General features: G+C 59.0%; 23 protein-coding genes and 1 tRNA gene. 17 read left to right on the plus strand and 7 right to left on the minus strand.

The genetic code is table 11. From position 1 onward, the window contains the following. Positions 1-263: 263 nt before the first annotated feature. The 6 genes from larC (at position 264) to DWW12_RS05850 (ending at position 5,695) form a co-directional block, all read left to right on the plus strand. Complete coding sequence (gene larC / locus DWW12_RS05825) at positions 264-749, plus strand: nickel insertion protein (protein WP_117855446.1); 486 nt, start codon at positions 264-266, stop codon at positions 747-749. Positions 750-822: 73 nt separating this feature from the next. Beyond that, positions 823-1,371 (plus strand): phosphodiesterase, encoded by a 549-nt coding sequence (gene yfcE / locus DWW12_RS05830; protein ID WP_117855447.1) that lies wholly within the window; start codon positions 823-825, stop codon positions 1,369-1,371. A gap of 2 nt (positions 1,372-1,373) precedes the next feature. Beyond that, the gene (mazG, locus tag DWW12_RS05835) at positions 1,374-2,234 is read left to right on the plus strand and encodes a nucleoside triphosphate pyrophosphohydrolase (protein ID WP_117855448.1); all 861 of its coding nucleotides are present in this window, start codon (positions 1,374-1,376) and stop codon (positions 2,232-2,234) included. 192 nt (positions 2,235-2,426) lie between these two features. Beyond that, entirely contained in the window at positions 2,427-3,716 is a 1,290-nt protein-coding gene (gene eno, locus DWW12_RS05840) for a phosphopyruvate hydratase (protein WP_117855449.1), read from the plus strand. A gap of 195 nt (positions 3,717-3,911) precedes the next feature. Continuing rightward, the gene (locus DWW12_RS10030) at positions 3,912-4,673 is read left to right on the plus strand and encodes a septum formation initiator family protein (protein ID WP_233544245.1); all 762 of its coding nucleotides are present in this window, start codon (positions 3,912-3,914) and stop codon (positions 4,671-4,673) included. A gap of 20 nt (positions 4,674-4,693) precedes the next feature. Continuing rightward, the gene (locus tag DWW12_RS05850) at positions 4,694-5,695 is read left to right on the plus strand and encodes a hypothetical protein (protein ID WP_117855450.1); all 1,002 of its coding nucleotides are present in this window, start codon (positions 4,694-4,696) and stop codon (positions 5,693-5,695) included. Between the two features lie 345 nt (positions 5,696-6,040). On the opposite strand, the gene DWW12_RS05855 is transcribed toward DWW12_RS05850, so the two are convergent. Both DWW12_RS05855 and DWW12_RS05860 read right to left on the minus strand, forming a co-directional pair. Then, positions 6,041-6,125, minus strand: a tRNA-Leu gene (locus tag DWW12_RS05855). Positions 6,126-6,156: 31 nt separating this feature from the next. Continuing rightward, positions 6,157-6,780, minus strand: coding sequence for a hypothetical protein (locus DWW12_RS05860; RefSeq protein ID WP_117855451.1), 624 nt, complete (start codon positions 6,778-6,780; stop codon positions 6,157-6,159). 163 nt (positions 6,781-6,943) lie between these two features. On the opposite strand from DWW12_RS05860, the gene DWW12_RS05865 reads away from it, so the two are divergent. Both DWW12_RS05865 and DWW12_RS05870 read left to right on the plus strand, forming a co-directional pair. After that, positions 6,944-7,231 carry a PTS sugar transporter subunit IIB gene (locus tag DWW12_RS05865; RefSeq protein WP_055252380.1) on the plus strand — a complete coding sequence of 96 codons (288 nt, stop codon included), beginning with the start codon at positions 6,944-6,946 and terminating at the stop codon, positions 7,229-7,231. 11 nt (positions 7,232-7,242) lie between these two features. Further along, entirely contained in the window at positions 7,243-7,617 is a 375-nt protein-coding gene (locus tag DWW12_RS05870; RefSeq protein ID WP_117855452.1) for a VOC family protein, read from the plus strand. 75 nt (positions 7,618-7,692) lie between these two features. Here DWW12_RS05870 and DWW12_RS05875 read toward each other — a convergent pair whose 3' ends face one another. From DWW12_RS05875 to DWW12_RS05885, 3 genes are read right to left on the minus strand one after another with little or no spacing between them, the layout of a single operon-like run. Beyond that, positions 7,693-8,988, minus strand: coding sequence for a cell wall metabolism sensor histidine kinase WalK (locus tag DWW12_RS05875; RefSeq protein WP_117648484.1), 1,296 nt, complete (start codon positions 8,986-8,988; stop codon positions 7,693-7,695). Then, positions 8,972-9,757 carry a response regulator transcription factor gene (locus DWW12_RS05880; protein ID WP_117855453.1) on the minus strand — a complete coding sequence of 262 codons (786 nt, stop codon included), beginning with the start codon at positions 9,755-9,757 and terminating at the stop codon, positions 8,972-8,974. Before DWW12_RS05880 ends, DWW12_RS05875 begins: the two co-directional genes overlap by 17 nt. Positions 9,758-9,775: 18 nt before the next feature. Next, on the minus strand, positions 9,776-10,318 hold the full coding sequence (locus tag DWW12_RS05885) for a DUF4342 domain-containing protein (RefSeq protein WP_089573575.1): 543 nt from the start codon (positions 10,316-10,318) through the stop codon (positions 9,776-9,778). A gap of 586 nt (positions 10,319-10,904) precedes the next feature. On the opposite strand from DWW12_RS05885, the gene DWW12_RS05890 reads away from it, so the two are divergent. Together DWW12_RS05890 and DWW12_RS05895 are read left to right on the plus strand one after the other, a co-directional pair. Beyond that, positions 10,905-11,528: a type IV toxin-antitoxin system AbiEi family antitoxin domain-containing protein gene (locus DWW12_RS05890; protein ID WP_117855454.1), complete on the plus strand. Its 624-nt coding sequence runs from the start codon at positions 10,905-10,907 to the stop codon at positions 11,526-11,528. A gap of 15 nt (positions 11,529-11,543) precedes the next feature. Further along, positions 11,544-12,434: a nucleotidyl transferase AbiEii/AbiGii toxin family protein gene (locus DWW12_RS05895; RefSeq protein ID WP_199570713.1), complete on the plus strand. Its 891-nt coding sequence runs from the start codon at positions 11,544-11,546 to the stop codon at positions 12,432-12,434. A 69-nt stretch (positions 12,435-12,503) separates the two neighbouring features. Here the strand turns inward: DWW12_RS05895 and DWW12_RS05900 are convergent, their stop codons facing one another. Beyond that, the gene (locus DWW12_RS05900) at positions 12,504-13,943 is read right to left on the minus strand and encodes a hypothetical protein (protein ID WP_117855455.1); all 1,440 of its coding nucleotides are present in this window, start codon (positions 13,941-13,943) and stop codon (positions 12,504-12,506) included. A 290-nt stretch (positions 13,944-14,233) separates the two neighbouring features. On the opposite strand from DWW12_RS05900, the gene DWW12_RS05905 reads away from it, so the two are divergent. From DWW12_RS05905 to DWW12_RS05930, 7 genes are all read left to right on the plus strand, one after another. Continuing rightward, the gene (locus DWW12_RS05905) at positions 14,234-15,151 is read left to right on the plus strand and encodes a hypothetical protein (protein ID WP_117767002.1); all 918 of its coding nucleotides are present in this window, start codon (positions 14,234-14,236) and stop codon (positions 15,149-15,151) included. A 38-nt stretch (positions 15,152-15,189) separates the two neighbouring features. Next, positions 15,190-16,674, plus strand: coding sequence for a VirD4-like conjugal transfer protein, CD1115 family (locus tag DWW12_RS05910; protein WP_158564414.1), 1,485 nt, complete (start codon positions 15,190-15,192; stop codon positions 16,672-16,674). 114 nt (positions 16,675-16,788) lie between these two features. Beyond that, a complete protein-coding gene (locus DWW12_RS05915) occupies positions 16,789-17,391 on the plus strand; it encodes a ClpP family protease (RefSeq protein ID WP_117855457.1) in 603 nt (200 codons plus the stop codon). A 74-nt stretch (positions 17,392-17,465) separates the two neighbouring features. Next, positions 17,466-18,278 carry a hypothetical protein gene (locus DWW12_RS05920; protein WP_117855458.1) on the plus strand — a complete coding sequence of 271 codons (813 nt, stop codon included), beginning with the start codon at positions 17,466-17,468 and terminating at the stop codon, positions 18,276-18,278. Positions 18,279-18,386: 108 nt separating this feature from the next. Continuing rightward, complete coding sequence (locus DWW12_RS05925; RefSeq protein ID WP_117799834.1) at positions 18,387-18,824, plus strand: hypothetical protein; 438 nt, start codon at positions 18,387-18,389, stop codon at positions 18,822-18,824. Next, positions 18,788-19,006 (plus strand): HNH endonuclease, encoded by a 219-nt coding sequence (locus tag DWW12_RS10125; protein WP_346972609.1) that lies wholly within the window; start codon positions 18,788-18,790, stop codon positions 19,004-19,006. Before DWW12_RS05925 ends, DWW12_RS10125 begins: the two co-directional genes overlap by 37 nt. Positions 19,007-19,008: 2 nt before the next feature. After that, positions 19,009-19,779 (plus strand): hypothetical protein, encoded by a 771-nt coding sequence (locus tag DWW12_RS05930; RefSeq protein WP_117855459.1) that lies wholly within the window; start codon positions 19,009-19,011, stop codon positions 19,777-19,779. A 72-nt stretch (positions 19,780-19,851) separates the two neighbouring features. Here DWW12_RS05930 and DWW12_RS05935 read toward each other — a convergent pair whose 3' ends face one another. Next, positions 19,852-20,115, minus strand: coding sequence for a hypothetical protein (locus DWW12_RS05935; RefSeq protein WP_147349714.1), 264 nt, complete (start codon positions 20,113-20,115; stop codon positions 19,852-19,854). Between the last annotated feature and the right edge of the window lie 71 nt (positions 20,116-20,186).

Below are 20,186 nucleotides of genomic sequence, written 5' to 3' on the forward strand. Positions count from 1 at the left end.
AACTGCGTAGAAAGTTCAAAATTGTTGAGTGCAGCGAACTTTGTGGTGGACGGAGTGCGGGCGCAATTCTGATCGTGTGCGGCCCCGCTCCAAAACGTGTACATCAGCCTCCAAAAGCTGCAAAAAATGACATGTTTGGAGGCTGACGTACACGTTTGGATAGGGGCGAGGGCGGCGACGGACGAAAGTCACGCCTGTGCCACGTCCGATGTGCTAGCGTTTGGGTGAATAAAACGAGCCCGTGCGGAAAGGATCCGGACCGTATGCAACGTGGAAGTACATCTCCGCTGTCCCGCGAGACCGATGCGCCCGAAACCATCGTCAAGCTGGAGTGCGACATCGACGATGCGTCGCCCGAGGTACTCGCTTATGCCGCCGACCGCCTGCGCGAGGCCGGCGCCCGCGAGGTGCACTGGCTGCCCCTCTACTGCAAAAAGGGCCGCCCCGGATGGCAGTTGCAGGTGATCTGCTTGCACGAGGATATCGAGCGCCTACAGACGATTATCTTTTTGGAGACCACGACCAACGCCGTTCGTCGCCAGGTGATGGAACGCGTCTGCCTGCCGCGTCGTTTTGAGCAGGTAGCGACGCCTTGGGGCGAGGTATCCGTTAAGGTGGCGACCCTGCCCGACGGCAGCGAGCGCGCGGCTCCCGAGTACGAGGATTGCGCCCGTCTTGCCCGCGAACATGACGTGCCGCTCCAACGCGTGATGCAAGCGGCTCAGAGCGCGGCGCTGCGATTCGAGTAACACGGTAGATGGGCTCCATATCCGCCAGACCTCGTATTCAGCCCCTATCAACCCCACTCCGAAAGGACTCCCCATGAAATACCTCATCGCCTCCGACATCCATGGCTCGGCATACTGGGCCGAGCGCCTCTGCACCGCCATCGAATCCGAGCAGCCCGACCGCATCGTGCTGCTGGGCGACCTGCTCTACCACGGCCCGCGCAACGACCTGCCGCGCGACTACGCTCCCAAGCGTGTGATTCCGCTGCTCAACGCCCTGGCCGATCGCATCATCGCGGTGCGCGGCAACTGCGACGCCGAGGTCGACCAGATGGTCCTCGACTTCCCCGTCATGGCAGACTACGCCACGCTGTTCGACGAGAGCGGCCGCGAGCTGTTCCTGACGCACGGCCACGTCTTTGGCGCCGGCATGCACAACAGCGTCGACCACGCGCCCGCGCTGCCCGAGGGCTCCACGCTCGTCTACGGCCACACGCATATCAAGGTTAACGAGGCAAGCGAGGCGCGCCCGGGTCTGTGGCTCTTCAATCCCGGCAGCGTGAGTATTCCCAAGGACGGTACGCACAGCTACGGCATCTACGAGGACGGTGCGTTCCGTCACGTGATCCTGGAGGAGGAATAACCATGGCGCAGCACATGGCTCAGCAAAATGCCGAGGGCTCGCGCGATCTGTCCACGCTGGTCGACGCGTCGGCCGAGCTGCAGCATTTGGTGCAGACCATCTGGCGTCTGCGTCAGCCCGATGGCTGCCCGTGGGACCGCGAGCAGACGCACCGCAGCATTGGCAAGAACATGATCGAGGAGGCCTACGAGGCGCTCGATTGCATCGAGGCGGACGACGTGGCGCATCTGCGCGAGGAGCTGGGCGACGTGCTCATGCAGGTGGTACTGCATGCGCAGATTTCGGCGGACGCCGGCGAGTTTACACTTGCCGATGTGTCACGCGATATCGACGCCAAGCTCATCCGTCGTCATCCGCACGTGTTTGGCGATGCGGACGCCGAGAGCTCCGATGAGGTGCTCAAGATCTGGGACGAGGTTAAGCTTGCCGAGAAGGCTGCCAAGGACAAGGCCGTGGCGGCAGGCGAGGCTGCGCCCGAGGGCCTGCTCGACGGCGTGCCCACGCATCTGCCGGCGCTGATGCAGGCCCAGAAGGTGTCGCGCAAGGCGGCTGCCGTGGGCTTTGAGTGGGAGACGGTCCAGGACGTGTGGGACGAGGTCGCCGAGGAGCGTGCCGAGTTTGAGGCCGAGGCGCCCGGCTCGCCCGAGCGCGAGATGGAGTTTGGCGACCTGCTCTTTGCCCTGGTCAACGTTGCGCGCAAAGAGGGGATTGACGCCGAGAGCGCCCTGCGCGCAAGCACGGCCAAGTTCCGCCGTCGCTGGGCTGCGATGGAGCAGATGGCGGCCAACGCCCATGTGGATCTGGCTGAGCTTTCGACCCACGGCCTCAACGACCTGTGGGATGCCGCAAAGGCGGAGGAGTAAGACTGCGGGAACGACGGGCTGACACGCCTCATCGTTCCCGCTAAATTTTTCGAAAATCAAGTGTATCCCTCGGCTAACTTAGGGCATAATGCAAAAAGTGCGATAAGGCTAACTTATGAACCTGCGCGCCGCTGTAGCGTGCAAGCCGTGTCGCCAAGCATTCAACCCGTTTCCAAGTGAGAGGGAGACAACATGAGCGATATTTTGGACGTTTACGGTCGCGAGGTGCTCGACAGCCGCGGCAATCCCACTGTCGAGGTCGAGGTCGTGCTCGAGGACGGCAGCTTCGGCCGCGCGATGGTGCCTTCGGGCGCTTCGACCGGCGCCTTTGAGGCATGCGAGCTGCGCGACGGCGACAAGGGTCGCTACCTGGGCAAGGGCGTCTCGCAGGCCGTCGAGCACGTCAACAACGAGTGCGCTAACGCCGTCGTGGGCCTCGATGCCTTCGACCAGCGCGCCGTCGATGCCGCGCTGATCGCCGCGGACGGTACCCCCAACAAGACCAAGCTCGGCGCCAACGCCATTCTGGGCGTGTCGCTGGCCGTCGCCCGCGCCGCTGCCGAGTCGGCGGGCCTGTCGCTGTATCAGTACCTGGGCGGCGTCAACGCTCATCTGCTGCCCACGCCCATGATGAACATCCTCAACGGCGGCGTGCATGCCGACAACAACGTCGACTTCCAGGAGTTCATGATCATGCCGGTGGGCGCCCCGAGCTTTGCCGAGGGCCTGCGTTGGTGCGCCGAGGTCTATCACACCCTCAAGGGCGTGCTGCACGAGGCAGGCCTGGGCGGCGGCGTGGGCGACGAGGGTGGCTTTGCCCCCAACCTCAAGACCAATGCCGAGCCGTTCGAGTACATCACCAAGGCCGTGGAGAAGGCCGGCTTTAAGCCCGGCGTCGACTTCATGTACGCCATGGATCCGGCATCGACCGAGTTCTACAACGCCGAGACCGGCATGTACGAGCTCAAGGGCGAGGGTGTGGAGTACACGAGTGCCCAGATGGTCGATTACTGGGAGAAGCTCGTCGACACCTATCCCATCATCTCCATCGAGGACGGCATGGCCGAGGAGGACTGGGACGGCTGGGTCGAGCTGACCCGCCGCATTGGCAACAAGGTGCAGCTGGTGGGCGACGACCTGTTCGTCACCAACACCGAGCGCCTCAAGAAGGGCATCGAGCTGGGTGCCGCCAACGCAATCCTGGTCAAGGTTAACCAGATCGGTACGCTCACCGAGTCGCTCGAGGCCATCGAGACCGCCAAGGAGGCCGGCTACGCTTGCATCGTGAGCCACCGTTCTGGCGAGACCGAGGACTCCACGATCGCCGACCTGGTCGTGGGCGTTAACGCCGGCCAGATTAAGTCGGGCGCCCCGTGCCGCAGTGACCGTATCGCCAAGTACAACCAGCTCATCCGCATCGAGGACGAGCTCGAGGGCAGCGCGCGCTACGCCGGCAAGTCTGCGTTCTACAACATTCGCTAAACGGGCGAATTTGGCGAGGAGGAGGCTGACTCGGTTCCGCCCCGCCTTGGCTGGACGCCGCAAAGCGCTGTGGGCGCTGGGCCATATGGCTCAGCGCCTTTTTTATGTCGAGCAAAGGCTGGCGAAGGCGGTGCGGGCGCTCGTGCTATAACTAAAGGACTTAGCGCAAACAAACCTCAACCGCACAAGGCGCACATGGATCAGATTTACGACAACAGGTACTATTCCGCCGGTTCGCGCGAGCCGTCGCCTCGCCGTGCGCGCACGGTGCAGCTCGGTGGGTCCGCCTACGCCGGCGTCGACCGCCCCGCGCAGCGCCCGACAAGTACCTCGCGCCCCAATGCTCAAGTGAATACTTCGACAGATGGACCGGTGCGCCCGGCACGTTCGTCGCATACGTCGCGTCCCTCGACTCAGGCACACGACAAATCGAGCAGGCCCTCGAACCGTTTTTCGGGCTCGGACTTTATGCGCTACGCCAACGACAACGCGGTGGTCAAGGCGATCTATGACTTTACGCATGGCTCTCTGCGTCCGCTGTTTATCGGTATCGTGGTGGCGCTGGCGCTCGTGAGCCTGTATTTCCCCGTGCGCGACCTGTACGTGGCAAAGCGTTCGAGCGATATCTTGGCCAAGCAGGTCGAGATTCGCCAGCAATACAATGATGAGCTGCAAAAAAGCGTCGACAAGCTGCTCTCGGAGGAGGGTATCAAGGACGCGGCGTCCGAGGACCTGGGCCTGGTGATGCCCGGCGAGAAGAAGATTGACGTGCTAGGCTTGGACGACGATTCGGACTCGTCGTCGAGCAAAAAGTCCTCAAACGCCAAGAAGGCCAGCGAAGTGGCCAAGGAAATCGAAGAAGTCGGCAAGGACGCGCCGTGGTACATCCAGGCGCTCGACATGCTGTTTGGGTTTAACGGCGTCGAGGGTCAGACGGTCGTGTCCAACGGCAAATAGCGCCCGGAGGGGAGCCCGCAATGACAAATTGCAAACGCTATAAGGTGGCCGCGATCGACCTGGGAACGGTGTCGTCGCGAGTGGTGTTGGCCCAGGTCGAGGGCGGAGCGATTGTGGAATCGTCCAAGCATACCGAGATTACCGACCTGGGCGAGGGCGTGGACACGACGGGGCGCTTTTGCAAGGCGGCTGTCGAGCGTGTGCTCGCTGCGTGTCACATGTTTGTGGACGAGGCCCGTGCCTTTGGGGCCGTGTGCGTCTGCACCACGTGTACGAGTGCCGCGCGCGATGCGTCCAATGCCGCGCTGCTGTTGGACGGCCTGCGCGATCTGGGGCTTGAGCCACAGGTGATTCCGGGCGAGGTCGAGGCGCGCCTGACGTTTTTCGGCGTGGCGCACGACTTTGCCGGCGAGCGCATCATTGTTGCCGATTCGGGCGGCGGATCCACGGAGCTCGCGACTGGCGTGTACGCGCCGGAGCGCGGCGTCTTTGCGCTGGAGGGAACGCGCTCGCTGGACATCGGTTGTCGCCGCGTGACAGAGCGCTTTTTCTCCGCGTTGCCGCCCGCGGATGGCGAGCTTGCTGCCGCTGCCGCGTGGGCAGGCGAGCAGTTTGCCGCCTATTTTGAAGGCCTGCCCAGCGACTTTGAGCGCGCCGAACGCCTCGTTGCGGTGGGCGGCACCGTCACCACGCTCGTGGCACTCGTTCACGAGCTGGAGCCGTATGATTCGAGCTTTGTGCACCTGCGCGAGCTTTCGATGGAGCAGGTTTCGGCTGCCATCGAGCGTATGTCCGCGCTGGATGTGGAGGGTATCGCCGCGCTACCGGGTGTACAGCCCAAACGCGCGGGCGTGATCTTGGCTGGTACCGTGGTGATTCGCGAGCTTATGCGAGCCGGCGGCTACGACACGCTCACCGTAAGCGAGAACAGCCTGCTCGCCGGTATGGCCGCCACCATTAACGAGGTTCTCGACGGCGCGACCCCCACCATCGGCTGGACCCCCAACCTCAGCACCCTTTAACCATCCCCTCATAAGTTGCGGTGAAATAGTTCCTAAATGGGCTGATAAACTGCCAAAACAGGAACTATTCCACCGCAACTTAGAGGCTTAACGGCATCCAGAAGAAACGAGCCCGCATCCCCAGGGGGCACGGGCCCGTAAAAGCCAAATGGTAGGGGCGGTGGGACATCTGCGTATTTGTTGCGCAAATCCGCACCGGCTTCGGCTGCCTGCCGGCGTCCTCGCCGGCTCGCTACGGACGCTGCGCGTCCGCTTGACGCTCGCCCCCTCGCGGGTTCGAGTCCCACCGGCATCCAAAAGAAACGGGCCCGCATCTCAAAGGGACACGGGCCCGTAAAAGCCATATGGTAGGGGCGGTGGGACTCGAACCCACAATCCTTGCGGCGAGAGATTTTAAGTCTCCTGCGTATGCCAATTCCGCCACGCCCCCGTGAGACTAGAAGTCTAGCACAAGCCGTCCGTTACGCGTTGACGGCCATCGAGTGTTGGCCCGACTTTTCCAAGTACTCGGCGAACTTGGCCTCGTCGCCCTTGTTCTGGTACTGCAGGGCCAGCAGATACTCCAAGCGGCAGCGCTTGACCTTGTCGTCACCGGCTTCCTTGAGCATGCGCTCCAGCTCGGGAATGTCGTTGTGGCGCTTGAGGATCATCGTGTCGTACATCAGCTGGCATTCGTGTGCGACCGCCTCGGCCTGACCGCCCTCAAAGCCCTTGATCTCGTGCAGCAGCTCCTTAGACTTTTTGCGGTCCTCCTGGCCAACGTAGTAGTTAAAGGCCTTGATCACCAGGTCGACGCGCTGCATCTTGGGCAGGTTGAGTCCCAGCAGCAGGTCGAACATCTCGCCGGCGCGCTCGTGGTCCTCGCGCAGCAGATAGGAGTTCAGACGCAGGTAGTCGCGGTTGTAGCGCGGGTACAGCATGCTGGTGAGTTTGCCGTCGAGCAAACGATCGAACTCGGCCCACTGTTTGGCGGCCATCAACTGCTGCAGGCGTTTAAACGTAGTGCGTTTTTTGACGCTAAAGAACACCGACACGGCGATACAGATGATAACGACGGCGGTCCAGAGTGTGCGGGAATCGGGCATGTTAGGATCCTTAGTCGCTCATAAAGCGAGCGGTATGACAACACGTACTAGATGTATTATACGCAGCGCGCAAGCAAACTGGCATAAAAGCTCATCGAGGCTGAGTGCCATCGCTCGCTGCGGTACACTTACCTAAAGTAAACCATGAAGGGAGACATTACCTATGAAGAAGATCGTTTTGGCTTGCGGTGCTGGCGCTGCTACTTCCACGCTTGTTGCCCAGAAGGTCGCCACCATGCTCGACGCCAATGGTTATGCCGGCAAGTATGAGATCGTGCAGTGTGCCATCTCCGAGGCCAAGGACGCTTGCGACGAGGGCGCCGACCTGCTGATCGCCACCACCGTTGCCCCCGAGGGCCTCACCTGCCCGTACGTGAGCGGCGTGCCCTTCATGACCGGCATGAACCGCGTTGCTGCCGAGAAGGCCGTCCTTGACGTTATGGCTCAGTAGGCGCTGCCTGTATGAATGAGCAGAACGCCAATCCGGTCGAGCTCTTTGGCATGCGCGTTGCCCATGTGGGCATTAACGCCACCGACCCGGCAGACGCCCTGGAGATCGCGGAGCTGTTCTCGACGATGATGGGCCTGCCCGTTATCGAGACCCCCGTTTCGTACTTTAACGATTCGCTGGTCGAGATCATGAAGCAGAACGGTCGTGGCACCAAGGGCCACATCGGCTTTGCCGTTAACGACATCGATGCAGCTGAGAAGTGGTTTGCCGAGCGCGGGCTCGAGGTCAACGAGGAGTCGCGCGTGCTGCTGCCCGACGGCGGTACCAAGCTCGTGTACTTTAAGCGCGAGTTCGCCGGTTTCGCCGTGCATCTGTGCCGCGAGTAGCGCACAAGCTGCCATAGCTAGCAAAAAGGGATAGGACCGTGTGGCCCTATCCCTTTATTTATGCCGAGGGGCTTCCTAGCGCGGCAGGCGAATCGTAAAGCGGCTGCCGACGCCCTCGACTGAGGTCACGCCAATGACACCGCCATGGCTGTCGACGATCCACTTGGCAATGGCAAGCCCCAGACCCGAGCCCTGCGCGCCGGCATCGCGTGCGTTGTCGGCGCGGTAGAACCGTTCAAACGCGTGGGCTGCGGATTCCTGGTTCATGCCGATGCCCTCGTCCTCAACACTTATGTCGATCGTGCCCGCGCCCGCATCCGGCGTCACGCCAAACGAGATGGATGTGCCCGCGTCCGAATACTTGGCGGCGTTCTGCACGATCACGCGCAGAGCCTGCTTCACGAGCGCCACGTCAACGGGCGCGTCGCAGCGCGGGTCGCTGGTAAGTGCGGCATCGTACGCCAGTCGATATGTGTGCGCGGCATCGATCATCTGCGATTCCTCGCATACCTCGCCGACCAGTGCGGCCAGGTTAGTATTCGCACGCCGCAGGACCGTGCGCCCGGCATCGCCGCGCGCCAAAAACAGCAGCTGCTCCACGAGCTCCTGCATATGCTCGCTTTCGGCCTTGAGCGAGGCAATGGACTCTGCCAGCACGTCCGGGTCGTCTTTGCCCCAGCGGTCGAGCATGTTCACGTAGCCCTGAATCACCGCGATGGGCGTGCGCAGCTCGTGGCTCGCATCGTTGACAAAGCGCATCTGCTGCAGCTTGGCCTCTTGCATCTGGCGCAGTAGGCGGTTGAGTGCAACCTCGATGCTTGCCAGGTCGGCGTCGCCGGTAGTGACGCTCGGCGAGTCGACGCTTGCGCGCTCGATGGCCTGCTCCAGTGTTTCCATCTTGCCGCCGGAGAGCTGCATGCGGCCGAGTTCGTCCACGCGCAGGGCCAGATCGTTGAGCGGCGCCATGGTGCGGCGCACGCGGCGGGCGCCGCCGAGCATGTTGAGCACGCTGATGACCTGCCCACCTGCAACGACAAGATAGAGGGGCCACAGCGCGATGAGGTCCTGCGCGAGGGGGAAGGTCTTGGTGGTGCGCGCAAGCTCGACGGTATAGGTGAGCGTGGCGGGGTCCCAGCCGTGCGCGGGCGTCAGCGACATGTCGTGGACGGCGGCACCGGGGATCCATCCCGCGGTAAACGCGCCGTCGGGCAGCGTTTGGTTATAGCCATAGATGAGGATCGCCGCCGCAGCAACCAGCAGCCACAGGTCGAGCCAGATGTAGCTCGCCAGGCGGCGCCACATGTAGCTCCAGTTGATGGCACGGGCGATGGAGGTGACGCGCTTGGTCTCGGCGTTACGCGCGGCAGACATAGCCCACCCCGCGCACGGTTTGGATGATGCGGGCACCGCCGGCGTCTTCGATCTTGGCGCGCAGGTGCGCGATGTGCACGTCGACGTTGTTGGTGTCGCCCACGTATTCGTAGCCCAGCGCCTCGTGCGCGATGCGCTCGCGCGTGAGCACGGTTTCGGCATGCGTCATAAGCAGGGCGAGGACGTCGAACTCGCGGGCCGTGAGCGCGATGGGCGAGCCGCCGACCGTGACTTCGCGGCGGTCGGGATCGAGCGCGACCGAACCCACGGTGAGCGCGGCGGGGGAGGGCGCGGCAGCGGTCTGGGCCGTGTCGGTTGCCGGGGACATTGTGGCGATACCGGCGGCCGTGCCGCTCGCTACGCCAGCCCCGGCGCTGACGCCGCCAACGCCCGAAGCCGCTCGCACGGCTTCCGAGCGCTTCAGTGCCACGCGGATCCGTGCGAACAGCTCCTCAATCGCAAACGGCTTGGTCAGGTAATCGTCGGCGCCGGCATCGAGCCCGGCCACTTTGTCCATCACGGCATCGCGCGCGGTGACCATAATCACCGGCACATCCTTGTGCTTGCGGACACGCCGCAAGACCTCCATGCCGTTGAGCTGCGGCAACAGCACGTCGAGCAGAATCAGATCGTAGTCGCGCTCCAGCGCCAGGTCCACGGCAGTGCGGCCATCGGCGGCGTGTTCCACCTGGTAGCCCTCGTGCTCCAGCTCGAGCGTCACAAAGCGGGCGATTTTCTCCTCGTCCTCTACGATCAGGATCCGTGCCATGCGTGCCCCCGTCTGCGATTACTTGTCGTCGTTGAGATTTTGCTTGATGTCGTCCGCGGCGTTAGCAGCGCTATCCATAAGGTTGTTGATGCTGCCGGGCACGTCGCCGTCGCTGTCGATGCGGTAGCGCATGCCAAAGAACAGGCCAATCAGCATCAGCCATATCGTGGCGCCCCAGGCAAACAGCGCGACGATGGGAATCAGGATGGGGATGTTGAGGATGATCGCATCGCGGCGCGTGGCGATAAACTTGGTGTCCAGACTCAGGCGGAAGAGCTTTTTGAGGTACTCCCACACGCTGTCCATCTTCTTGGAGAAGTCGGTCTTTTCGCTCGACTTTTCGTAGGCTGCCTGCGCGGCGACCATCTCGGCAGAGGGCTCATCGACTGGCGCGGACTCGGTGGCGGCATGCGCCGACGTGGTCTGGGTCTTGCCCTGCGACTCGAGCCAAATGATGGCATCCAAAACGTTGCCGTCGGCAGCGTCGAGCGCCGCCTTGGCATCGGTGTAACTCACGTTGCACTTGGTGCGGATGGTTTCAACTTTTTCGAGGTCGTCCATGACCTGTCCTTTCGTTCGATGGGCGCGACGCCGGGCGATCTGCCCGTGCGCGAGCGTTGCGTTCGTCGGCCTGCGTTGCGTCGCGCCGCCCCGCCCTTGGTCGAACTCTATAGTGCAGGTTATAGATTAAGCGATTCTTGAGCCAAGATTAATGTTGGATGAGTTTTTTGGTGGTGCGGAGGCGGGCAGGGGCAGAAAAGGCAGGTTTTGCGTGGCGTGAGGGAGGGCGGAACGTGCCTTTTGGATTGCGCGCGTGGGGACGGCGCGCCATTTAGGTGGCTAGCAGCGAGGTCTAATACTTTTCCGAGAAGTGAACGAGCTAAATCGGACCCCCGAAGCATCGACACTTTGAGCGTGTCGTTTCCTGCGGTTTCGATACTGGAATCCTGCGATTTTGCCGATGAAAAATGCGGATGCTTCAGGGGTCCAAAAACAGACGTTCACTCCGCGGAAAAGTATTAGACCTCGATAGCGGGAGATGGGGTGCCGATAGCAAGCTGGGGCCAGAAATGGGATAAGCAAGACGTACGGATCGCATGAATCAAAATCGCGTTGCAAAAGTATGAAAATATCCTACAATTGCAGCATGAAGTACTTTAGCAACATAACGGCGATAAGCGAGCTTTCCGAGAGCGAGGGCGTGTTCACCACAGCCCAGGCGGCTCGCATGGACATCTCTCGAGATGCGCTGGCGCACTCATGCCGCGCAGGGCGTCTTGAACGGATATGCCACGGCGCCTACCGGATGTCTGGAACGCAGCGCCGAGACACCGACGAACTCAACGCCTTTTGGAAGCTCACCAATCCCTCCCTTTGCGCGTGGGAGAGAAAACGTCAGTGGGATGGCATCGCCGTGAGCGGTACGACAGCGGCGAACCTGCAGCAAATGGGCGATTTCTATCTGTCCCCCTACAGAATGACCGCGCCCATGCGTATCAATACAAGAAACGAATCCCTTTCTTTTGTAAAGCGCGAGATTGCTGAGCGGGACATCGTTTGGCTCGACGGCCTGCCGGTAACTAAACCCGAGTGCACGCTTGTCGATCTTTGCCTCGATTGCGAGGATCCCTCATTAATTATCGATGCCTATCACGACGCGCTTGGACGTGGACTCGATATACAACGGCTGAAGGATCTTGTAGAGGAGAACTCTAAAACCGCCAAACGACGCGAGCTGATGGCGCCTTTGCTGATGGTACTGAACGGGTAATGCGAAACGGAGGACATGGTGAAGTACAAAACGCCTGCCGCATTGGAGATGGCTGTTAGGAATGCCGCAAGAGAATCACCAATGGATACTAATCGGGCAATCGTCGGTTTCTACTTTCATCGCTTCCTATGTCGCGTTTTTTCAGAAGATGACGGCAGCTTTGTGCTCAAGGGCGGTCAAAGCGTCCTGGCGCGAACACTCGATGCACGTGTCACAAGAGATATTGACTTGGTTGCTCAAGAGGAGAGTCTCGAAGAGGCTATTGTCGATCTGGTGCAGGCTGCTTCGATTGATCTGGAGGATTTCGTTTCGTTCGTCTTTGATCGTGCAGAGCAAATCAAAGAAGAAGATGAGTATCGGTGCGGTGCGAAGGTGTGGTTCACCCCCTTTATGGGAACCAAGAAGCTACAGCCAATTTCAATTGACTTGGTAATTGATGAAGTGCGGGGACTTGAGCCTGAGGTTCTTGCGCCGATCGATCGTCTGAATATCGAGGGGCTCCCAGTCTGCGACTATCGAGTATGCCGAGTGGAGAGTGCCCTTGCAGATAAATTGCTCGCAATGATAGAGATGCATGAGGGCTGTGCTTCATCGCGAATCAAGGATATAGTCGACATCTTGGTGTACGCGAAAACTTGCTTCGTCGATGGGGCTACGCTTGTCGAGAGGGTCGAGAAAGAAGCGTCTGCCCGCAAAGTGGCAATGCCGGAAGAGTTCGTGGCGCCTCTCTGGTGGAAACAAAATGGTTCTGCACAGTACGTAAAGATGGCGAGGCAGGCGGGGGTACTTGATCTCGCGGGGAACATTGCTGGGGCAGAAGAGGTTGTCAATCGGTTGTATACACCGTGCTTTAATCATTCGGCGAATGTGCGCAAATGGAATCCTCAGACCACGGGATGGGAATAGGCTAGATAGTTAAGCCGGCGGCAGAATTAGTTCCTGTCGCCGGCTTAAGACGTTTCTACTGCCTATGCGCTATTCGCAGGTCTGGTCGACCACCTGGGTGACGGCCTTTTTTGCGCCTTCGAGGTCGCGCAGGGCTTGGGCGACAGCGGCCTCGGCTTGTTTCTTTGTCCTTACGACCTCGGCAAAGCGGTTGATGGATTCGCTATACTCGCGTGTGCGCGGGTCGAGCGCCGGCGGGACTTCGATCTCAAACAGGTCGCTAGGACGGATGGCGCGGATGCTGGCTGCTTCAGTTAATGCTTGAATCAGCTGCGCCCCGTGGCCTTCGGTAAGGTATCCAACAATTATCTCCGAAAACACTACGCGTTCATCTTCGGTCATCGTTTGGAATGACGGGCGAATGACGGTGGTGTTATGCGAAGCAACCAGATGCTGCTTAGCGTCATCGGAGCTGACGACGAGCAGGTTGGACGCGCCGTAGCGACCCAGCATGCGCGGCATGACGATATCTCCAGCGCGGAGCTCATAACGATCGAGAACGCTGGGGTCCACCTTTACGAATTTAGAATCCGAGCTATTTTGATTATCTGAAGCATCTACGGGCAGAAGATTGCCGTCCTGAAAATCTTGAGATGAGATTCGGCGCACCTCGACTGCGTCAATGTCGTTCGATGTCGTGCTCTCGCGGGGCATGAATGGCGCGACTCGCGTAAAAGAGTCACCGAGTGTGGCGCTGTAGTTTCGGGTGATGGCGATGAGGCTGATTTTGCCTTTTGAGAGAGCGGCGTGGTGTTGGAGCAGCTCGCGCGTGGCAAAAGTGGACGTTTCGATTGGCGTCGATCTTGGCGTATTGGTATCAATGCGGGCCCAGTCAGGAGAGATAGAAAAGGTGATATCAGAGTAATACGATGTTTTAGTCACATATTGAAAACGCGGTCCGGGCTCAATTGCGCTGCGAAATGCAACGCTGCGATTTCCTGAAGACAGTATGAGGAGCGCGCTTGTCATGTAGGGCCTGGGCTCGGAAAGTGGCAAATAAACGACGCTCTCGATGAGCCCTTCGCGTATCAAAATCGTGCGTGCTTGTTCAGCTTTATCAAGTAAATCGGCGGGAAGTACCACGGCTGCTCGAGTGCGGCCCGAAAGGGCGAGAGCATACAGGCACCAAATAAAAGGACCCCAGTCGCAAAAATCAAGGTAGCCAGGCTCCAAATAATCGATGAGCGCGGCACTGTCTTTTTCGATATCGTGCTTATTTGCGCGGTAGTAGTTTGATGCATCGACAAACACCGGCGCTGCATCATCATCGCTTGCATTCTGCTTGCCGGGTTCAAGCTCACAAATATCGGGCACGCCGTTACCGTTTAGGGTAAAGCACTTAGCGAGATCTTCGGCATCCACAGCGCCAGGCAGACGGACAGTGAGCAGGCGACTGCCTTGTTCCAGGTTAAGCGCGCGCGAGAGGGCGGCGGCGGTGAGGCGTGGCAATGATGATGTAGTTTCACGCATGTATAGAGCCCTTTCTTCTCAGTGGGTTATATATTAGCAGAATAATTTGATAATTTCTAATGACGAGAACAGCGCACTGTGCTATCCTCGAAGCAATCCAAAACCAACTCAATATTAACTGCTTGATACAACCGCTATACAGCCTTTAGGCAAACTGCGCTATCGAGCAGGGCAATTTCACTTACGAAGCAGCAGGTTAGGTCAATAACTACTACCTATGCCTCAGAACATTCTAAAACTTAGAACAAACTTACCGACAAACATTTGCAACTGGACAGGAAGAAGCATCCATGAAGAACGAAGACAACATTTATGAGGTATTCCTCAACACGCTCGACGAAGACCTCCGTGGCATGTGCGAAAAGAACGTGAAGGCAGAGAAGCCGTTTCCGTATCCGTACTGCGGTGAGGAGAACGTTGAACGCCTCGCTAAGGCGCTTGTTGGCGTACTGGAAAAGCATTCACCCGATATTCCCGGGCTGGTGCCCGAGCAGTATCGAGACGATGTGCACGAGGCTCGCGAGCTTTTGGCCGCGGCGGCGCTCGCTTTGCTGTCGCTGTACTTTCCCCAGCGCGATAACTGTATGCGCTGCATGGCCATCTTAATTAGCCTGTTTCGGCACGGAAGCAATCCGCGCTTTAAATCGAGCGGCGTGCTCATGTTTGAGCAGGTTTCGACAGGTATGAAGTACTCGTCCGAAAAAGGGGGACGCATTCCGTCTCGCTTTGTGCGAAGCATCGACTACAAAAGACCCAGCGACCACGTGCATCGCGATGGATCGCATGGATTTACGGCGGACGAAGACGATGCCGTCATGTTTTTCGAACGTTACCGCGTGATTCAGCAACGCGTATTCGATGCGAGTTCGCGTTTCAACTTCGAGCTATGTGTCAAACGCCCGTTTGAGGCGCTTTCGGACAATCGGCAGAACTTTTATTACAGGGAGGAAAAGATGGAAACCGATTTGGCAACCAAGGTACAGAGGCTTCGGGACCGCTACACCCTCAACTACGCTCAGGCCAAGGGATACGACCTGCTCGACAAGCTGATGATCGAGTCGTTGCTTGCGTATCTGCGCGACGGGACGGTCTCAACCGTGGCGCGCGAGAGCTATGTGGCGCAGGCCGAGCGACTGATTGACGGCGCGGTCAAGTTGCCATGCGCGACAAGCCCCAAGGAGGGCGAAGGCATCGGCCGTATTTCCTAGCAACTACGCAGAACCATCGACAAGAAAGGGGCCGTGACATGTCGGTCATTAAGATGTACGGCTACGAGGCCGCACAGCAAACGGAGTATCAAGCCAAGAAGTGGGCGACCAAGGAGGAAATGCAGGCGCTGTCGTCCGGCGATGAGCAGCGCGATGTGATCTTGGCGCACGGTGCCACGGTTGCTTTTTACGAGGGCGATAAGCACTGGGAGACGAGCGTGTCCAACAACGTGTTTGTCTTTGGCGGAACCGGCAGCGGCAAAACGGCGAGTTTCGTTTTGCCCAACCTGCTCAATCACCACGAATGCTGTTATGTGGTCACAGACACCAAGGGTGAGCTGCTGCGCCGTACGGGGAAAGGCTTTGAAGAGGACGGCTACGAGGTAACGGTTCTCGATACTGTTAATCCCGAGCGGTCGGCCGGATACGACCCTCTGCGTTACGTGATGGATGTCGAGGATATCCCCACCACAGTGGCGGCAATCATGGAGGGGGTCGATCCTGATGGGCGCAGCTTTAGGAACGACCCGTTTTGGGACAACGCGAGCGATCTGCTGCTCCGAGCGATTATTGGAATCCTGTTCCTTTTGGAGTGCCTTGCCGGCACGTTTGCGCCGGGTGGGGATCCCACGGCTCCGCGCCGCTACCTTAAGATGAACAACGTCTTTAAGCTGGCCGCGCTCATCAAGGTCACGGGAGATGGTGAGGGCCGATTTCCGTTGGACTACCTTGTGGGGCAGGTGGAGTCCAAGGAATTTCTTGGCAGGTATGAGTCGGCGAACGCGGACCTGTATGGCGTTGAGCAGTACCGCGATTTTCGCGGAGCAGCCGATAGGACGCTTAAGAGTATTCTGATCACGCTCAATGCGACCATCTCGCGGCTTAAGACTCCCCAGCTCATGCGCGTCTATGAGAAAGATGAAATGCGTCTTGACCGTATCGACGAGGGCAAGCGCGTAATCGATCTTAAGGTGAGCGACAACGACTCGACCAATGCATGGCTTGCCAACGTTGCCCTTAAGCAGCTGTTTAACCTGGCCCAGCGCCGCGCCGACGCCAGCCCTAGTGGGCATTTGCAGCGCCGCGTGCAGTTTATTCTGGATGAGTTTCCCAACGTGGGCCGCATCCCCGATTTTGAGCGGAGTATTGCGACCGTGCGCAGCCGTGGCATGAGCTTTTTGATGTGCGCGCAGTCGTTGAGCCAGCTCGATGGTGTGTATGGCGAAACCACAGCTCATACCATCCTCGATAACTGCGACAGCTTGGTCTACATGGGCGGCGGCAGCAACATCGCGACGCAGAACTACATAAGCGAGCTGTGTGGCGAGTCGGTTTTGGGCACCAACTATGTGGGCGCCGAGCGCACTGCCGTCGATGTGCGCGGTTGCGTGATAACCCCGGGCGAGGTGGGGCTTATGCCGCGCGCCGATTGTCTGGTCAAAGTGACCGGCATGCGCCCCTTCCGTGCCAAGAAGTATTTTTGCGGCGACCATCCCAATGCGGCCAAGTGGCTGAGGGATTAGTCCTTGCAGCTTCGCGCGCTCAATCTTGCCTATTTGACCGCACGGCTTCCATTAGCCGTAAACCGTGCGGCCCCGTTTTGCCTCCTTACCGATTCCGTTTAGAAGGGAATTACCATGTCCGTTATGTATCGTGAGCCTAGCATTATCAAGAAGTCCAAGGACGGTCGCGTTGCCGCCGTCGATATGGCAAGTGAGCTGCTTAACAGCCGCGTGCTGCTGCTGGAAGGCGAGGTCAACGATGTGACCTGCAATGGCCTTATTAAGTCCATGCTGGTGTTGGAGCGTCAGAGCGCCACCGAGCCCATCACCCTCATCATCAACAGCCCGGGCGGTAGCGTTACGGCGGGGCTGGCGCTCATCGACACCATGCAGTCGCTCGACTGCCCCGTGATCACGGTGGGCGAGGGCGTCGTGGCCTCGATGGCCGCGGTGATCTTGGCCTGCGGCGACCACCGCCAGGTATACCGCCACACGCAAGTGCTCATCCACCAGTTGATGGGCGGCACGGGCATGGCGCAGCAGACCGATATCGAGATCGTGGCCCAGCACACGGCGGCCATGCGCGCCGAGCTGGACGAGCTGCTGGCCGAGCATGGCAACCTGAGCGCCCAGGAGTTCCACGAGCTCACCGAGCGCGACTGCTGGTGCAACGCCAGGCGCGCTCTGGAGCTGGGTCTGGTGGACGAGGTGATTGCCCCGAGTAAGAAGGCGCTCTAGCGGGGCTCATGTCTTGTGGGCATATAGAGCGGGGCGAACGATCGCGTAGTTTAACGGCCAGAAAGAGGTTGAACATGAGCAGGATTTGGGATGTCGACGGCATTGAGTGGGAAGACCTGCCCACCGTGAGCGACCTGCTGTGCGCTGCGGACACAAAGATCCTGGCGCGCGAGGTTGCCCTGCGATACGGCGGCAAGCCGGACGGCCGCGGCCGTGTCGATAACGAGCGCAGCTTAAAGCGCGCCCGCCGCAAGGTCAAAAAGCTGCGCAAGGTTGACCCCGAGCCCAGCGACAAGATCGTCCTGTTGCCCAAGCATGTCATCAATCGTCGCGATGCGGGCCACGGCTTTGACTATTACGACGTAGAGCCATGCGCCTTTACGCGCGGTGGCGCGCAAAAGCTGGGAGAGGACGCGTGCGCTGAAGTGTATCCGTGGGACCTGTTCCTGCTCAACGAGGAGCCCGCAAGTGTCATTCTGGGCTATCGCGTATGGCTCGGCGGCGAATGGGACCTATGCGAACGTTATCGCTTTTTGGCTGTGGTGTGCGCCAGCGCGCTGCATCGCTTCCGCGAGCAAAAGGAGCCGTGCAAGTGTCTCAAGAAGGACGATGCAGCCTGCGATATGGACGAGGACGAGGCGATCGAAGGTGTCCGCCACGACGTGTTGTATCCCGAGGAAGTGATCAACGCAAAGCTCGGCGGCTATTGGGATACGAGCCTGGGGCTCAATCTGCCCTGGAAGGACGAGCATTTCGAGACCTGCGTACGGATCGACAGAGCAATCGATGACCTGTTTGCCGAGGAGACGAAGCGCAATGCCGCGGAGCTTGGGAGGAAGCTTGGGCGTGGGTATGAGGGGTGCGGGGAGTGGTTGGACGGAGATTGACTGCAAGAGTGGTTCCTGTGAATGATCGGTGGCGGCTCGGCAATAAACTGTCCGAACGAAATGATAGAACGATAGCGTAAATAGCACCCGTACTTTAAGGAGTTAACAATGGAAATCGCCTATAAGGAACTGTTTCGTGTAAACCGTCCTATCTACGGTCCTGGACCAGGAGGTTTCTTCATTAAAAGATTCAAGAAAAGCGGATACAGCGAGGCTGAATTACTCGATTTAATTTCAGGAATGGACTTCTCTCTCGCTGGAGCTGATGGGGACATTAGCCTGGAAAAGAAATGCAAAATAATCGAACGGGCGGTTGCTGAGACGCATTATACGAGCTGGGCCCTTAGCCTGATTGGCATCATTGCCTCTCTTATGGCTGGAGGATATTTGTCTGCGCTGATAGCCAGTAATCCAACTTTAGCCGAGATTTTCATGGTGCTATTCCTGGTTGCCTTGGGAATATATGCGTGGTTCCGGTATTGCTTTGAGCGAAATAGGACCGTGCTATTGTGTGCGTTGAATCACATAAAGACGCTTCAACCATAGCCCATAAGGGCGAAAGACTCATCAATTACGATTCAAGATGTTGCTTGACGGGACTATCGAACAAGGCGCTGTTGGTCGCTAGCCATATCAAGTCCTGTATAGTCTCTGACCCAATGACGGAGCGCCTCGCGCCCGACAACGGATTACTCTTGAACGCATTGCACGATTACAGGAAGGAATGACCATGTTCGATCTCAAATGCTCGATGCAGGCCCAGCTCGATAACCTATGGCTCAAGCCGGAAGATCTTGCAGGAGGTCTCGGCATTCGCGTCTCGAGCGTCCGAAAATGGCTCGACCCCGAGCTCGACTGTATGCCGGTCAAGGATGCCTTCGACTGGATAAGCGACCAGATCGAAAAGCTCGGCGACCTCACACTGCAATGCTTGAATGACGCGAACGATTCCTACGAGAAGTTCGGCCAGCATATCGTTCGCTGGTACCGAGATGAAGATCTGCCCGATACTGAACCGGGAGGCCTTTACAATCTCGCGAGCCGCCTTGCCGCCGACCAACTCGCCGCGAAGGGTATAGAGTGCTCTACTGTCTATGCATCCCGCGACGGCGAGTGGATCGAGCAGAACCTGGACTTTTCCCCCGATATCGATCTCAAGGCTGCATTTGCCGCGCAAGCGGACGCCTTGGGAGTACCGACGTCCGAGATCGCGGCAGCATTGGGTATTACAAACCGATCAGTTAAGGACTGGAAAAACCCCAAGCGGGACACGATGCTGCCGGTAGACGAGGCATGGGACTTTCTGGATGAATACGCCGAGGCGCTTGATATCCGCACGGCCGAACTCCTCGAAAGCATGCCGAACCCGATGCCGTACCATCCTATGACTCGCCTCGGAACCCTAACGAAACAGCAGAGAATCGACAACCGTGCGGCGCAGGCGGCGGCTAGACAAATCATGGGCGACGGTAAGGTCGTAGTCGATTTCGTATATGTCTAAAGCCGTCCGGCGGCCATAGGCAATTGCACCCTGATGGATGGACCGCAGGTGAGGCATGCGAATAGCCAGGCCCTACTTCTTCGCATCGCCGCGCGGCTTGTTCTCATCAATCCCGCGCAGGTCGAACTGCTTGCTACCCCGTTTAAGCACGAGCTGCCAGCCGCACGCATCGCAGATTTTGACGAATTCATCGATGGTGAACCGCGTGTTGTTATGCAGGCGAGTAGACAGGCTACCCTTCTGCTTACCGGTTTTAACGGATGCATCCTGCAGAGTCATGCCGCAATCCTGCACCATATAACGAATAGCGTCCGATGATCCGATCCGTTCAAGCACTGAATACCTCTTTCAAATATACGATAATATATTTTGATTATAGCCAATCTAGTTTTATTCTAGAAGTGGCG

Source organism: Collinsella sp. AF14-35 (assembly GCF_003464565.1).
Lineage (GTDB): Bacteria > Actinomycetota > Coriobacteriia > Coriobacteriales > Coriobacteriaceae > Collinsella.

Coding starts and splice junctions, on each gene's coding strand:
- larC (WP_117855446.1), top strand. CDS start 264: ATGCAACGTGGAAGTACATCTCCGCTGTCCCGCGAGACCGATGCGCCC.
- yfcE (WP_117855447.1), top strand. CDS start 823: ATGAAATACCTCATCGCCTCCGACATCCATGGCTCGGCATACTGGGCC.
- mazG (WP_117855448.1), top strand. CDS start 1,374: ATGGCGCAGCACATGGCTCAGCAAAATGCCGAGGGCTCGCGCGATCTG.
- eno (WP_117855449.1), top strand. CDS start 2,427: ATGAGCGATATTTTGGACGTTTACGGTCGCGAGGTGCTCGACAGCCGC.
- DWW12_RS10030 (WP_233544245.1), top strand. CDS start 3,912: ATGGATCAGATTTACGACAACAGGTACTATTCCGCCGGTTCGCGCGAG.
- DWW12_RS05850 (WP_117855450.1), top strand. CDS start 4,694: ATGACAAATTGCAAACGCTATAAGGTGGCCGCGATCGACCTGGGAACG.
- DWW12_RS05860 (WP_117855451.1), bottom strand. CDS start 6,780: ATGCCCGATTCCCGCACACTCTGGACCGCCGTCGTTATCATCTGTATC.
- DWW12_RS05865 (WP_055252380.1), top strand. CDS start 6,944: ATGAAGAAGATCGTTTTGGCTTGCGGTGCTGGCGCTGCTACTTCCACG.
- DWW12_RS05870 (WP_117855452.1), top strand. CDS start 7,243: ATGAATGAGCAGAACGCCAATCCGGTCGAGCTCTTTGGCATGCGCGTT.
- DWW12_RS05875 (WP_117648484.1), bottom strand. CDS start 8,988: ATGTCTGCCGCGCGTAACGCCGAGACCAAGCGCGTCACCTCCATCGCC.
- DWW12_RS05880 (WP_117855453.1), bottom strand. CDS start 9,757: ATGGCACGGATCCTGATCGTAGAGGACGAGGAGAAAATCGCCCGCTTT.
- DWW12_RS05885 (WP_089573575.1), bottom strand. CDS start 10,318: ATGGACGACCTCGAAAAAGTTGAAACCATCCGCACCAAGTGCAACGTG.
- DWW12_RS05890 (WP_117855454.1), top strand. CDS start 10,905: ATGAAGTACTTTAGCAACATAACGGCGATAAGCGAGCTTTCCGAGAGC.
- DWW12_RS05895 (WP_199570713.1), top strand. CDS start 11,544: ATGGTGAAGTACAAAACGCCTGCCGCATTGGAGATGGCTGTTAGGAAT.
- DWW12_RS05900 (WP_117855455.1), bottom strand. CDS start 13,943: ATGCGTGAAACTACATCATCATTGCCACGCCTCACCGCCGCCGCCCTC.
- DWW12_RS05905 (WP_117767002.1), top strand. CDS start 14,234: ATGAAGAACGAAGACAACATTTATGAGGTATTCCTCAACACGCTCGAC.
- DWW12_RS05910 (WP_158564414.1), top strand. CDS start 15,190: ATGTCGGTCATTAAGATGTACGGCTACGAGGCCGCACAGCAAACGGAG.
- DWW12_RS05915 (WP_117855457.1), top strand. CDS start 16,789: ATGTCCGTTATGTATCGTGAGCCTAGCATTATCAAGAAGTCCAAGGAC.
- DWW12_RS05920 (WP_117855458.1), top strand. CDS start 17,466: ATGAGCAGGATTTGGGATGTCGACGGCATTGAGTGGGAAGACCTGCCC.
- DWW12_RS05925 (WP_117799834.1), top strand. CDS start 18,387: ATGGAAATCGCCTATAAGGAACTGTTTCGTGTAAACCGTCCTATCTAC.
- DWW12_RS05930 (WP_117855459.1), top strand. CDS start 19,009: ATGTTCGATCTCAAATGCTCGATGCAGGCCCAGCTCGATAACCTATGG.